This window comes from Tenacibaculum sp. SG-28, from assembly GCF_002954385.1.
Taxonomy (GTDB): Bacteria; Bacteroidota; Bacteroidia; order Flavobacteriales; family Flavobacteriaceae; genus Polaribacter.
In genome coordinates this window covers 102,505-114,927 of sequence record NZ_MQVY01000004.1, presented here as the reverse complement: position 1 = coordinate 114,927, position 12,423 = coordinate 102,505, and the positions used below count along the sequence as shown (strand labels likewise).

Here is a 12,423-nt window from a genome sequence, read left to right as displayed (position 1 = left end):
TGTTAATACTGAAAAACTATGTACACACAAAGAACCTTTCCTTTAAAAGGATTATTAATTTGGACGAGAAGATATATCTATATATTCATACTTTTAAGTACAATTCCTGTTGTACTTTTTGACCTTTTGAGTTGGAAATGGCTCTATGTTCTGGTTACCACTGGGAGTGCTCGGAACTGCAGTGTCATTTATTGTAAGTTTTAAAAATAATGCCTCTTATGACCGAATGTGGGAAGGAAGAAAAATTTGGGGGTGGTATTGTTAATAGCTCTCGTTCGTTTACCATTATGGTAAAAGACTTTATAGTTGCCAGTGGTGCTGATTCAGAAAATCAATTACACGAAATACACAGAACTTTAGTACATCGTCACGTTGCATGGCTTACAGCTTTGCGATATCAATTACGTGCCGAGAGAACATGGGAAAATCATTTAAAACTAAACAAATCTAACATCGAATACCGAGCGAAGAATCTCTACGTTTTGGAAGACAACATCCCACTGGAGGAGGCCATCTCAAGCTATCTTTCAGAAGAAGAACAAAAGAAAATATTCTCTAAAGGAAACAGAGCTTCCCAAATACTTGGTGTACAATCTGAAGAAATTAAAAAACTTCATCAAAAGGGGTATATCGATGATTTTCGCCATATGGAAATTGAAAAAATAATTGTAGAATTATATACCCTTCAAGGAAAATCGGAACGTATTAAAAATTTTCCATATCCGAGACAATTTGCTACATTAAACTTCGTTTTTGTGTGGATCTTTATCATTTTATTGCCGTTTGGGATGATGCAAGAATTTGAAGTGGTTGGGCATAAAATTTTAGTTAGCCTTTCAGATCATGAAGTAAAATCAGCGATTTTACACCAGTTACAAGTATTTGTTGCACAACATTTTGTGTGGCTTTCAATTCCATTTAGCACCTTAGTCTCTTGGGTATTTTTCACCATGGAAGCCGTTGGAGAAAACTCGGAAAATCCTTTTGAAGGAGGACCAAATGACGTTCCTATTACAGACCTTTCTAGGGGCATAGAAATTGACATTCGAGAACTTATCAACGATACGGAAATACCAGAAGCGTATACTTGGAAAAATAATGTGATTTTATAATTACAAACCGATAATTTACCGCAAATAAAAAGCCCTTCTAAAAAGGGCTTTTTATACTTTATAAATTGCGCTTATGCTCCTTGAAGCTTCATATCTGTACTCTCAAAAATCTTGTCTGCAGAACCTGCAATAAAACCAGAAAAAAGCACGCCGTTCTCCATTGGATGTCGGAATGCAAATTCGTAATAACACGAAGTAATTTCTTGAGTACTTTCTTTAAAAGCAACTGGTATTTTATCTGCTAAAACACTAGATTGTTCCAAGAATTGTGCAGGAGTTCCTTTAATTTCACCACCAGAAGTATTCATTTTAAATCCATTTGCTTTTAAAAAGGAATTTACTTCTTTAAGCGAATCAAACGTCTGTAGCTTATTAACATCTACGGTAAAGTGATTGGAACAAAATCCGTTCACATACAACCAAGCAGCATATTCACTCTCTTCCTGAAGCTTTTGGTACAAGCTAAAACTCGGTTGTTCCCACAAACGCCCTTTAAATATTAGTTCGGATGGATCTAAATCTTTTTCCGCAATAGAGTCAATCATATGCTTTACTTCCATTTGTAAAGCCTCAGAAAACTCCTGTGTTTTTAACTGACTAATAAATACACGAGGTGCGTCTTTATCAGTTGCATGCTCGTAATGTTTTGCGTATAACTTTTTAGCCTCAAAAATATAGTCTCCCTTTTCTTCATATCCAGCTTCTACAAAAGGAACTGCTAAAACATCAATATTTACCGTTGGATCATCAAAAGTTCTAATTGCGATATGATCGTTTAAAACCGTATTTCCTTTCGCGATAAATAAATCTTTTATCTTCTGTGCAGATGGAGTGCGTTCTGTGTACTCCTTCCATAACTTTTCAAAAATTTGTGCTGTGCTCATACTATCAAATAATTTGCTACAAATTTACCCTGAATTTCTTTTGGTTCGGGTATAATTTGAGTAATTTTACATTATAACAACACCTTTTAAATCAAAAAAATATAATTTAGCTTTAAAAAAACCAATTTGACTAAATAAAACCCCTTTCCTATTTATGAATGACCAATTTGACTATATTGATAAGAAGATTCTATCCAAATTAAGAATAGACGCTCGAAAACCATATTCCAAAATTGCAGAGGAGTTAAAAGTTTCAAATTCTTTAATTCACCAAAGAATCAAAAAACTAACCAAAGAGGGGATTATTAAGAACGCAGAATTTATTTTAGACGAAAACAGTCTCGGTTATAAAACAAAATCATACACGGGGATAAGGCTTAAAGAAGCACGATTTGCAAAGAGTGTAATGCAGGAGTTAGAAAAAATAGAAGAAATTGTAGAATGTAACTTTGTTTCTGGTAATTATGCTATTTTTATTCTGATATTTGCAAGAGATAATGGGCACTTGCAAAAAATTATTTACGACAAAGTGCACTTTATAAATGGTGTCGCCGGAACAGACACCTTTATTTGTTTTGACACTTGTTTTAAACGTAACATACCTATAGAATAGCAATGAGCACTACAAAGCTTCAAGAACTAAAAAACACCTTAGATGGCGAGTTACTCTTCGATGACTTGCATAAAAACATTTATGCAACAGATGCCTCTGTATATCGAAAAATACCACTAGCAGTAGCATATCCTAAAGACAAAGTAGATCTAAAAAAACTCATTGCTTTCGCCGAAGTAAACGAAATTACCTTAATTCCAAGAACTGCAGGAACCTCTCTTGCAGGGCAATGTGTAGGTGATGGTATTGTAGTAGATGTCTCAAAACATTTCACTAACATATTGGATTTTGATGAAAAAAATAAAACCATTACCGTAGAACCAGGTATAATTCGAGACGATTTAAACCGTTTTTTACACCAATTTGGATTATTCTTTGGTCCAAACACTTCTACTTCTAACCGCTGTATGATTGGAGGAATGGTAGGTAACAATTCCTCTGGAAGCACCTCTATTCGATACGGAGTAACAAGAGACAAAACTATTGCAATTGCAGGAGTTTTGAGCGACGGGTCGGAGGCTTATTTTTCAAAAATAACATCGGAAGAATTTAAATTAAAACGATCAGAGAACTCTCTAGAAGGAACCATTTACAAAACTATTTACAGAGAACTTTCTCAGGAGAGCATTCAAAGAGAAATAAAACAAGAATTTCCAAAAGCAAGTATCCATAGAAGAAATACCGGATATGCTGTAGATGAATTTTTAAGTTCGGATTTATTTGGAGGAACCGAACCCACCGTAAATCTTGCTAAATTTTTATCTGGGAGCGAGGGAACTTTGGTATTTTCTACTGCGATTACAATACAACTAGATGCCTTACCTCCTTCACACAGTATTATGGTTTGCCCACATTTTACCAATGTAAATGAAAGTTTAAAGGCAACTGTTACTGCCATGAAACACAATTTATTTACATGTGAACTCATGGATAAAGTAATCCTAGACTGTACCAAAAATAATAGGGAGCAAGTAAAGAACAGATTTTTCTTACAAGGAGACCCAGAGGCAGTATTAATGCTAGAAGTTAGTGCACATTCTCTAGAAGAAGCAGAAATACTTGCGGATGCATTAATTACAGATTTAAAAGCTCATAATTTTGGATACCACCATCCTAAGGTTTATGGCACGGATATACCAAAAGTACATCATTTAAGAAAAGCAGGTTTAGGCTTGCTTGGAAATATGGTAGGCGATAAAAAAGCAGTAGCTTGTATTGAAGACACTGCTGTTGCCTTGGAGGATTTACCCAGCTATATAGAAGAATTCACAAAAATCATGACAAAGTATGCGCAAGAGGCTGTCTATTATGCACATGCAGGAGCAGGAGAACTTCACCTTCGTCCGATATTGAATTTAAAGAAAAAAGAAGATGTTGTACTCTTCAGAAAAATAACGACAGAAACTGCAGAATTGGTAAAGCGATACCAAGGATCTTTTAGTGGTGAGCACGGAGACGGAATTGTTCGTGCAGAGTTTATTCCATTGATGATTGGTGATAAAAACTATGAATTATTGAGAAGAATTAAGCAAGCATTTGATCCAAAAAACATCTTCAACAAGGGAAAAATTACGGATGCTTTTGCCATGGACAAAAATCTTCGTTATGCAAGTGATAGAGAAGAACCTGAAATTCAAACGCTTCAAGATTTTTCGGATAGCGAGGGTATTTTAAAGCTTGCTGAAAAATGTAATGGTTCTGGAGATTGCAGAAAATCACCAGAAGCTGGTGGAACCTTATGCCCGAGTTACCGAGCGACACGAAACGAAAAAGACACCACTAGAGCTAGAGCAAATACACTTCGAGAAGTATTGACAAATAACTCGGCCAAAAATAAGTTTAACTCACAAGAGCTAAAAGATGTGCTAGACCTCTGCTTAAGTTGTAAAGCCTGTGCCACAGAATGCCCAAGTAATGTAGATATCGCTTCTATGAAAGCGGAATTTTTATACCAGTTTCAAGAAGAAAATGGTTATTCTCTCCGAAGTAAATTATTTGCTAATAATGCGAAATACAACAAACTTGGGAGTATCGTACCAAGTGTTACTAATTTTTTTACGAATACCACCCTGGCAAAGAAAATATTAGGGGTTGCCGCTGCGCGAACAGTTCCAAATTTAGCCAACCAAACCCTTAGCGCATGGTTAAAAAAACACCCTAAAAAGAAAGCCAATAAAAAACTATATCTATTTAACGATGAATTTACCAATTATTACGATACAGGTATTGGAAAAGACACCGTTTTTGTTTTGGAGAAATTAGGATACGAGGTGAATACTGTTGCACATGAAGAAAGTGGTCGAAGTTATATTTCTAAAGGATTTTTAAAAGAAGCGAAAATAATCGCTAATAAGAACATTGCTATTTTTAAAAATTTGATTTCCGAAGAAACTCCTCTTGTTGGAATAGAACCCTCTGCCATTTTATCGTTTAGAGATGAATACATTCGTTTAGCCGATTCAAAGGAAGATGCCGAAGCCATCGCTAAAAACACTTATACTATAGAAGAATTTTTAGCAGCTGCACATAAAAATGGAAAAATAGACACTTCTGTGTTTACCTCAGATAGTAAAGAATTAAAAATTCATGGCCATTGCCACCAAAAAGCATTATCAAGTACGCATGCCACATTTAGTGTCTTAAATATTCCAGAGCATTACAAGGTCACCATTATGAATACAGGATGCTGTGGTATGGCTGGATCTTTTGGCTACGAAAAAGAACACTATAAAGTTAGCATGCAAGTTGGAGAAGACACTTTATTTCCGAAGATAAGAAACTGCAAGGATACGACAGAAATTGCAGCAGCAGGAACCAGTTGTAGGCACCAAATTTACGATGGCACCAAACGAGTAGCAAAACATCCAATTACTATTTTGAAGGAGGCTATTATTTGCTAATATTAGAGTACCGTATTGAAAACAAAACAACTTTAGCAGTAAAATTTAAGTGCTTAATCCTAAAAAAGCATGTTAAAAAAACTATTTTACTAACTGTCAGTTGCTTACAGATTAATTATTTTGTATTTTTAAGGGATTGTGTAACCTAAAACTCTTGATTATGTCAAAAAGTAAAATTATTGTTAGCAATGCGTTGTTAACCTTTCTTGGAATAAGTGGGTATTTTCTATTCATGAAAATATTAGGTCTTGAACAAATTTCGGAATTGCGTTTTTTCAATTTCTTTATTGTTTTATGGGGAATTAATAGGGCTATTAAAACCAATATTACAGAAAATAAAGAGCTTCTGTACACCCAGAACTTCATTATAGGTGCCGGAACTTCTATGTTGGCGGTATTTTTAACTATTGTGGGCTTAATCGTTTATGTTACCTTTGCTAATGCGGAATTTATGACGGTTTTGGAGGATTCGTCATTTTGGGGACAAAATCTAAGCTTGCAACTTGTGGTATTCGCGTTAGCTATTGAGGGAATTGCATCCTCTGTAATATGTTCGTTTGTATTAATGCAGTACTACAAGAATTATAAAATACCCAAAGCGGTAATTTCTTAAAATCAATACCTATAATTATAGAAACTAGGTATTTATTTGTAAAGTACGCAACTTGTAAAGGCAAAACCAAGCACGCCTCCATTTTTCGTAACTGTTACAGATACATATTTTTATGTTGCCCAATTTTTAACATTTCAAAAGGGTGTAAATGGGTATTCATTATTTAGGTCATGCACAAAATATATAGATTTTCTCATAAATAATAGAAACAGAAAGACGTGTATGACACCCTAAACTATATAAAGTAAAATGAAACCACAGGCACGGATTACGAACTGCTATTGGAGAGATTATTTACTTTTTAACAAATCACGACCGAACCTAGTTCGCTTTTGGTAAAAAACACCTCTGCTAACATACATCGAACACTTCCACCACCATACTTTTCTATCGTGCTTATGTCTGCATGTATAACGGTACAATGCTTTTCAATAACAGCTAATTGTGCTTCGGTAAGCACCTTGTAGGCGCTAGTACTCATTACTAAGTAAAGTGTTTCATTTTCTCCGCAAAGTTGCAACATATTTCCTGCAAAGTGCTGCATCTGTTTTTCGGTAATTGCAACGATCTCTTTTGCGTTAGATTTTAAATGCTTTAGTACATTCTTTCTTTCCTTTTTATCTATTATAGTTTCTAAAGCGACAATAGCAAAAGTTTCCGCAATACACAGCATGACATTGGTGTGATAGATCAATTCTTTTTTGTTCATGCTACTTTGATACGCCGAAAAAATTACCGGTGTATACTCAAAATCTTCACAAAACTCTATAAACAAATCTTCATCTGTACGCGGAGATACTGCAGCATAAGCCTTGCGATGTACTCTATCCAACACCATACTACCCGTTCCTTCTAAGAATACACCTTCCTCTTCTGCTTCAGCATAATCTACAATATGCTCTATTACAAAATTATTATCTTCGAGAACTTGCAAAACATCTTCTCTTCTCTCCAACCTTCTGTTTTCTGCAAACATCGGATACATTGCTACATCTCCATTTTCATGAAAGGAAATCCAATTATTAGGAAAAACCGCATCTGGCTTCAATGGTGTAGGAGTATCCTCGAGTACAATTACTCCTATTCCCTCGACTTGTAAAAGTGCCACTAAAGCATCAAATTCTTGCTGTGCTTTTACCTGAACTGTCGCAGGCAATACGCCCGTATTTTCTCTTTGAAAATAATTATTTACAGCAGTTTGCTCGTTGGGTCCAAAGCGAGCAGGACGAACCATTAAAACGGTATTAGTACATTGTTTCATCTTACGAAAATAATCAAATTATAATGCTTGGAAGAAACAAAAAACAATTGCTAAAAATTAAGGAGAACTACCTATTCCATCTTTTAGTTGCAATACGATTGCATTTTTTGATGCTTGTTTTATAATTTGGGCAGCACGTCTACTTCTCACGCCTGATTTACAATAAACTACTAGAGGTTTACTTAAATCTAATTCCTCTAAACGTTCCGATAGTGCTGGCATAGGAATATGCATCCCTCCGATATGAAATGCTTCTCGCTCCCAATTTTCGCGCACATCTAATAGGTTATAATCATCTGAATGCTGCTCTAATGTTGTTAATGGTATCTCCTCTACGGAAGTCGATATCCCACAAAAAAAGCATAATCTTTATCTAAAGAAGTAACTGTATACGCATCTGACTTTTCATATTTTAATAGTACTTGACGCATACTTAATGTATCATAAATCAGCAGTTTATTTGCTAAAACTTCTCCTATATTACAAATAATCTTAATTACTTCGTTAGCTTGAAAACTACCTATAATACCTGGTAAAACTCCAAGAACACCTATCTCAGAGCAATTGGGAGAGGTCTCAGGTTTAGGTGGTGTTGGATACAAACATCGGTAGGTAGCACTACCGTTATAATTGAAAACACTTACTTGTCCTTCAAATTTGAAAATCGCTCCATAAACAAGGGGTTTATCAGTAAGTATGGCCGCATCATTTGTTAAATAGCGCGTCTCAAAATTATCACTCCCATCTACTATGATATCATATATTTCAAATAAAGAAATAGCATTTTTAGTCGTTAATTTTTCTTGATAAACAGTAAACTGAACAAAGGGATTCAATTTTGAAAGTCGTTTAGAGGCAGTAACTGCCTTTGAAGCCCCTATATCGTCTATGGTATATAAAATTTGACGCTGTAAATTACTTTGATCTACAACATCAGGATCGATAATCCCTATGGTTCCAACACCCGCAGCAGTTAGATATTGTAACACCGGACACCCTAAACCACCAGCACCGATAACTAATACCTTCGCTTGTTTTAATTTTAGTTGTCCTTTTTCTCCAATTTTATCTAAAATTAGATGCCTGTCGTAGTGTTTTCTTTCTCGTGTCGATAAATTCATAAGAAATATTTAACTAAAATGCTCCCAATCTTTCCAAACTACTTCCAATCCTTTACTTTTCAACATTGCAACAAAGTCTTCCGTACTTCGCTCATCTGAAATTTCAAACTGCTCCAAAGATTGTGGTTCTACCGAATAACCTCCCGGGTTTGTTTTAGATGCAGCACTTATGGATGTTGCCCCTAAAGTAACGATATTATTTCTAAAAACTTCACTCTCTCTAGTAGACATGGATAATTCTACGTCTTCATCAAACAATCGAAAAGCACAAATTAATTGCACCAAATCTGCATCTGTCATTTCTACCTTTGGTTGTAATCCTCCGGAATGCGGACGTAACCTTGGAAAGGAAATGGAATACTTTGTTTTCCAGTACGTTCGTTGTAAATATTTTAAATGCAAAGCAGTAAAAAAACTATCTGCTCTCCAGTCTTCGAGCCCAAAAAGTGCGCCAATTCCTATTTTGTGAATCCCTGCTCTTCCAAGCCTATCAGGAGTATCTAAACGATAGTCAAAATTTGATTTCCTTCCTTTTGGATGGTGCTTTTTATACTCATCGCGGTGGTAAGTCTCTTGGTATACCAAAACAGCATACAAACCATGATGTATGAGTAATTCATACTCGTCTTGATCTAGCGGTTGCACCTCAATAGTGATATTAGAAAAATGAGCGCGTATTAAAGATATTGCATTCTTCAAATACGCTACCCCAACAGTTTTATTCGCCTCTCCAGTTACCAACAAAATGTGATCGTATCCTTTTCTCTTAAGAAAAGCTACCTCCTCTAATATTTCCGTATCGGTTAGCGTTCTTCTAGGGATTTTGTTCGTCATGCTAAACCCGCAATAGGTACAGATATTTTGGCATTCATTACTCAAATACATAGGGGCGTACATCTGAATGGTATTTCCAAATCTTTTTTTCGTTATCTCCTGACTTTTTTGCGCCATTTGCTCTAAAAAAGGCTTGGCTGCAGGGGATATGAGCGCTTTGAAATCCTCAATACTCAGTTTCTCCTTTTGCAACGCACTTTCCACATGACTAGCAGTTTTAGCATAAATACTTTCTAGTGTTGCCTCCCAATTATAGGTGTTAAATAAATCTTTAAAATATTGCATTATCTACTCTAAAAAACTCGTTAAAGGACTTGAGGCTTCCGCTTTTGCAGTAACAATAGGTGCTAATTTTGCCTCGTAAGCTATTCTTCCTGCCGCAACAGCCAGTTTAAATGCCTTTGCCATTTGAACAGGATTTTCTGAAACCGCAATCGCTGTATTTACCAAAACAGCATCTGCACCTAATTCCATGGCTTGTGCCGCGTGAGAAGGTGATCCAATTCCCGCATCAACCACCACTGGTACATTAGACTGTTCAATAATTATCTCCAAAAACTCTAGTGTTTTCAATCCTTTATTAGTTCCTATCGGAGCTCCTAAAGGCATAACACATTGTACTCCTACTTCTTCTAGCCTTTTACAAAGTACCGGATCGGCGTGTATGTATGGCATTACTACAAATCCTCTCTTTACCAACTCCTCTGCGGCCTGCAATGTTTCAATAGGATCTGGAAGTAAATACCTAGGATCTGGGTGAATTTCTAGTTTTATCCAATTAGTTTCCAATGCTTCTCTAGACAATTCAGCAGCAAAAACAGCCTCTTTAGCAGTTCGAACCCCAGAGGTATTGGGTAATAAATTTATTCTTGGATGGTCTAAATAGGATACAATAGCATCTTCTTCATTTTTTACATCTACCCGTTTAAGGCCACCGTAATTAATTCACTTTCTGAGGCCAATAATGCCTCTTGCATTAGTAAGGAAGAACTAAATTTTCCTGTTCCTGTGAACAATCTTGAGGTGAATATTTTATCACTAATTTGTAAAGTTTTCATAATTCTAATTTTAAAGTCTATAAGCTTACTTCATTTTGAATTGTTGTTCTTGGGTACTTCCCATTTGCAAAAGACGACTCAATTCTTGTATTCTATTAAAGTCATTTGTTATTTCTTGAGAGAGCGCTATTCCATGTACTCCTGTTTTAATAAGCTCTGGCACATCTTCTATAGTAATTCCTCCTATCGCTATGATTGGAATTTCCGTTGCTAACTCCTCTGTAATTACTTTATACCCTGCCAAACCTAAAACAGGACTCAAATTCTTTTTAGTCTTGGTGAATTTATAGGGGCCTAAACCGATGTAATCGACTTTTTTCGCTATCAAATTTACGCAATCTTGTAGGGTATTTGCAGTACCTCCAATGGTAAAAAGATTTCCGAGAAAGTTACGAGCCTCTAAAGGACATGCATCAGTTTTCCCTAAATGAACACCATCTGCTTCTACCGCTTTTGCAACTTTATAATAATCGTTTATAAGTAATCGTGTTTGAAAATGAGCTGTTATTGCTCTTGCTTTGATAGCAGTTTGTAATACCACCGCCTCTTCAAAACCTTTTAGTCGTAATTGTATCCAGTCTGCACCAGATGCACATGCTTTTTGAACACACGTTAAATGCTGTTCCGGGGTAGCTCCCTGGGTTATATAATGAAGTTTACTTATCATTGGGATATTTGTGATTTCCTAAAAGAGAAGAGTTTGAGTTTAGAAAGGTTTCAATATATCTTTTAGCATTCGCACAAGCTACTTCTACAGATAGCCCTTTGCTTAAATTAGCTGCTAAAGCAGAAGACAAAACACATCCACTTCCATGCTTATCATATACTTTAGAAACATTCGGGGGTAATGTAAAATGTTTGGCTTTCTCGAAATAAATTTCATCCCAACCTACCCTATCTTCTCGATGTCCGCCTTTCAAAAATAAATTTGTATGGGCAGTAGTTATTGCAATAGCTTGCTCTAAAGTTTTATTGGGAAAAAGCATTTTAATTTCATTAAAATTCGGTGTAACAAAAAAACAAGACGCCAACACCTCCTCAATACTAGCAGGCGAGGTTTCCTCATGGAAATCAAAACCCGTACTACTTCGTAATACTGGATCTAGTACAATTTTAATATTTTCATTGTATTTTTTGAGTTTTTTAATGACTCGCAATAAAAAATTCCACGAGGAAACAATTCCTATTTTAACCACGGGAATGCTAAACCTTTCCAAAAGTATGTCAAGCTGCGCCATTACTATTGATTCTTCTATCCATTGGCAATATTTAAAGGAAATATCACTTTGAACAGTTACAGCCGTACAAACAGACAAACCATATAGCTGATGGGCTTCAAATGTTTTTACATCGGCAATAATTCCCGCACCGCCGCTTGGATCAAACCCTGCAATACTTGCTATGTATGTATTCGAATCCTTCATAAATTTTATTCTAAAGATTGCCACGTATTGGTTAATATCCGAAAGTTTTCTTGCGGGCAAGAAGCGTTCCAAACAGCCCCTAAAATACCAATACCCGCATAGCCCAATTGCTTTGTTTCCGCAAGATTCGCCTCTTTAATTCCTCCTACACCTATTATTTTTTTAGCACTGTGCCTTACATCAAAGTTTCGTCCGGAATACCCTTTCTTAGTTATCGAATTAAAGACAGGACTTAAAAAATAATAATCAAAATTGAATGTAGCACTTTCTACATCCAGAAGTTCATGAAAAGAACTACTAATAGAACATCCTTCTGCTCTATAGGCATCACAATAATCTTGTAAAGAGTCTTGCAGGAGCTTTCTTTTGTATTCCTTTATGTGTATCCCTCTCAAGCCGAAATCTTTTTGTAATTCATGGTATTCATGCAATACTATTTTTGCATGGTATTGGCTATCAATTTTGTTTAAGTAATTTCTGTAATATGTGATATTCTTACCTGGCTTTCTCAAATGAAAATACTGCAATCCGTTTTCGAAAAGCTGCTGCAAGATGTAATGTTCCTCTGTTACGTTTTGCTCTGGCGAAATCAAAACAATCATA

At 35.6% G+C, this 12,423-nt stretch carries 13 protein-coding genes and 1 pseudogene; 5 read left to right on the top strand and 9 right to left on the bottom strand.

The window, feature by feature from the left end:
- Positions 1-145 precede the first annotated feature (145 nt).
- Positions 146-265, top strand: coding sequence for a bestrophin family ion channel (locus BSU00_RS14080; protein ID WP_233188703.1), 120 nt, complete (start codon positions 146-148; stop codon positions 263-265).
- Entirely contained in the window at positions 219-1,112 is an 894-nt protein-coding gene (locus tag BSU00_RS10485; protein WP_233188702.1) for a bestrophin family protein, read from the top strand. Before BSU00_RS14080 ends, BSU00_RS10485 begins: the two co-directional genes overlap by 47 nt.
- A 71-nt stretch (positions 1,113-1,183) precedes the next feature.
- Here BSU00_RS10485 and BSU00_RS10480 read toward each other — a convergent pair whose 3' ends face one another.
- Entirely contained in the window at positions 1,184-1,996 is an 813-nt protein-coding gene (locus BSU00_RS10480; RefSeq protein WP_105004342.1) for a DUF1338 domain-containing protein, read from the bottom strand.
- Positions 1,997-2,150: 154 nt separating this feature from the next.
- Here BSU00_RS10480 and BSU00_RS10475 point away from each other — a divergent pair, with 154 nt between their 5' ends.
- The 3 genes from BSU00_RS10475 (at position 2,151) to BSU00_RS10465 (ending at position 6,122) form a co-directional block, all read left to right on the top strand.
- Entirely contained in the window at positions 2,151-2,609 is a 459-nt protein-coding gene (locus BSU00_RS10475) for an Lrp/AsnC family transcriptional regulator (protein WP_105004341.1), read from the top strand.
- Between the two features lie 2 nt (positions 2,610-2,611).
- Positions 2,612-5,509: an FAD-binding and (Fe-S)-binding domain-containing protein gene (locus BSU00_RS10470; RefSeq protein ID WP_105004340.1), complete on the top strand. Its 2,898-nt coding sequence runs from the start codon at positions 2,612-2,614 to the stop codon at positions 5,507-5,509.
- A 160-nt stretch (positions 5,510-5,669) separates the two neighbouring features.
- Positions 5,670-6,122, top strand: a complete 453-nt coding sequence (locus BSU00_RS10465; RefSeq protein WP_105004339.1) for a hypothetical protein — start codon at positions 5,670-5,672, stop codon at positions 6,120-6,122.
- A gap of 301 nt (positions 6,123-6,423) precedes the next feature.
- On the opposite strand, the gene ctlX is transcribed toward BSU00_RS10465, so the two are convergent.
- The 8 genes and pseudogenes from ctlX to BSU00_RS10430 all read right to left on the bottom strand — a co-directional run bounded on the left by ctlX (position 6,424) and on the right by BSU00_RS10430 (position 12,422).
- Positions 6,424-7,383 (bottom strand): citrulline utilization hydrolase CtlX, encoded by a 960-nt coding sequence (gene ctlX / locus BSU00_RS10460; RefSeq protein WP_105004338.1) that lies wholly within the window; start codon positions 7,381-7,383, stop codon positions 6,424-6,426.
- A 57-nt stretch (positions 7,384-7,440) separates the two neighbouring features.
- Positions 7,441-7,659, bottom strand: a complete 219-nt coding sequence (locus BSU00_RS14075) for a rhodanese-like domain-containing protein (protein ID WP_369820321.1) — start codon at positions 7,657-7,659, stop codon at positions 7,441-7,443.
- 56 nt (positions 7,660-7,715) lie between these two features.
- Complete coding sequence (locus BSU00_RS10455; protein WP_369820320.1) at positions 7,716-8,504, bottom strand: ThiF family adenylyltransferase; 789 nt, start codon at positions 8,502-8,504, stop codon at positions 7,716-7,718.
- Positions 8,505-8,513: 9 nt separating this feature from the next.
- Entirely contained in the window at positions 8,514-9,623 is a 1,110-nt protein-coding gene (thiH, locus tag BSU00_RS10450; RefSeq protein ID WP_105004337.1) for a 2-iminoacetate synthase ThiH, read from the bottom strand.
- A gap of 3 nt (positions 9,624-9,626) precedes the next feature.
- Positions 9,627-10,396 (bottom strand): annotated as a pseudogene (locus BSU00_RS10445) (thiazole synthase).
- Positions 10,397-10,421: 25 nt separating this feature from the next.
- A complete protein-coding gene (thiE, locus tag BSU00_RS10440; protein WP_105004336.1) occupies positions 10,422-11,063 on the bottom strand; it encodes a thiamine phosphate synthase in 642 nt (213 codons plus the stop codon).
- The gene (locus BSU00_RS10435; RefSeq protein WP_105004335.1) at positions 11,053-11,820 is read right to left on the bottom strand and encodes a hydroxymethylpyrimidine/phosphomethylpyrimidine kinase; all 768 of its coding nucleotides are present in this window, start codon (positions 11,818-11,820) and stop codon (positions 11,053-11,055) included. The genes thiE and BSU00_RS10435 overlap by 11 nt, the downstream gene beginning before the upstream one ends.
- A 5-nt stretch (positions 11,821-11,825) precedes the next feature.
- Positions 11,826-12,422, bottom strand: a complete 597-nt coding sequence (locus BSU00_RS10430; RefSeq protein ID WP_105004334.1) for a thiamine phosphate synthase — start codon at positions 12,420-12,422, stop codon at positions 11,826-11,828.
- Position 12,423: the final 1 nt, after the last annotated feature.

Coding starts and splice junctions, on each gene's coding strand:
- ctlX (WP_105004338.1), bottom strand. CDS start 7,383: ATGAAACAATGTACTAATACCGTTTTAATGGTTCGTCCTGCTCGCTTT.
- BSU00_RS10465 (WP_105004339.1), top strand. CDS start 5,670: ATGTCAAAAAGTAAAATTATTGTTAGCAATGCGTTGTTAACCTTTCTT.
- BSU00_RS10435 (WP_105004335.1), bottom strand. CDS start 11,820: ATGAAGGATTCGAATACATACATAGCAAGTATTGCAGGGTTTGATCCA.
- BSU00_RS10480 (WP_105004342.1), bottom strand. CDS start 1,996: ATGAGCACAGCACAAATTTTTGAAAAGTTATGGAAGGAGTACACAGAA.
- BSU00_RS10455 (WP_369820320.1), bottom strand. CDS start 8,504: ATGAATTTATCGACACGAGAAAGAAAACACTACGACAGGCATCTAATT.
- BSU00_RS14080 (WP_233188703.1), top strand. CDS start 146: ATGTTCTGGTTACCACTGGGAGTGCTCGGAACTGCAGTGTCATTTATT.
- BSU00_RS10485 (WP_233188702.1), top strand. CDS start 219: ATGACCGAATGTGGGAAGGAAGAAAAATTTGGGGGTGGTATTGTTAAT.
- BSU00_RS10475 (WP_105004341.1), top strand. CDS start 2,151: ATGAATGACCAATTTGACTATATTGATAAGAAGATTCTATCCAAATTA.
- thiH (WP_105004337.1), bottom strand. CDS start 9,623: ATGCAATATTTTAAAGATTTATTTAACACCTATAATTGGGAGGCAACA.
- BSU00_RS10430 (WP_105004334.1), bottom strand. CDS start 12,422: ATGATTGTTTTGATTTCGCCAGAGCAAAACGTAACAGAGGAACATTAC.
- BSU00_RS10470 (WP_105004340.1), top strand. CDS start 2,612: ATGAGCACTACAAAGCTTCAAGAACTAAAAAACACCTTAGATGGCGAG.
- thiE (WP_105004336.1), bottom strand. CDS start 11,063: ATGATAAGTAAACTTCATTATATAACCCAGGGAGCTACCCCGGAACAG.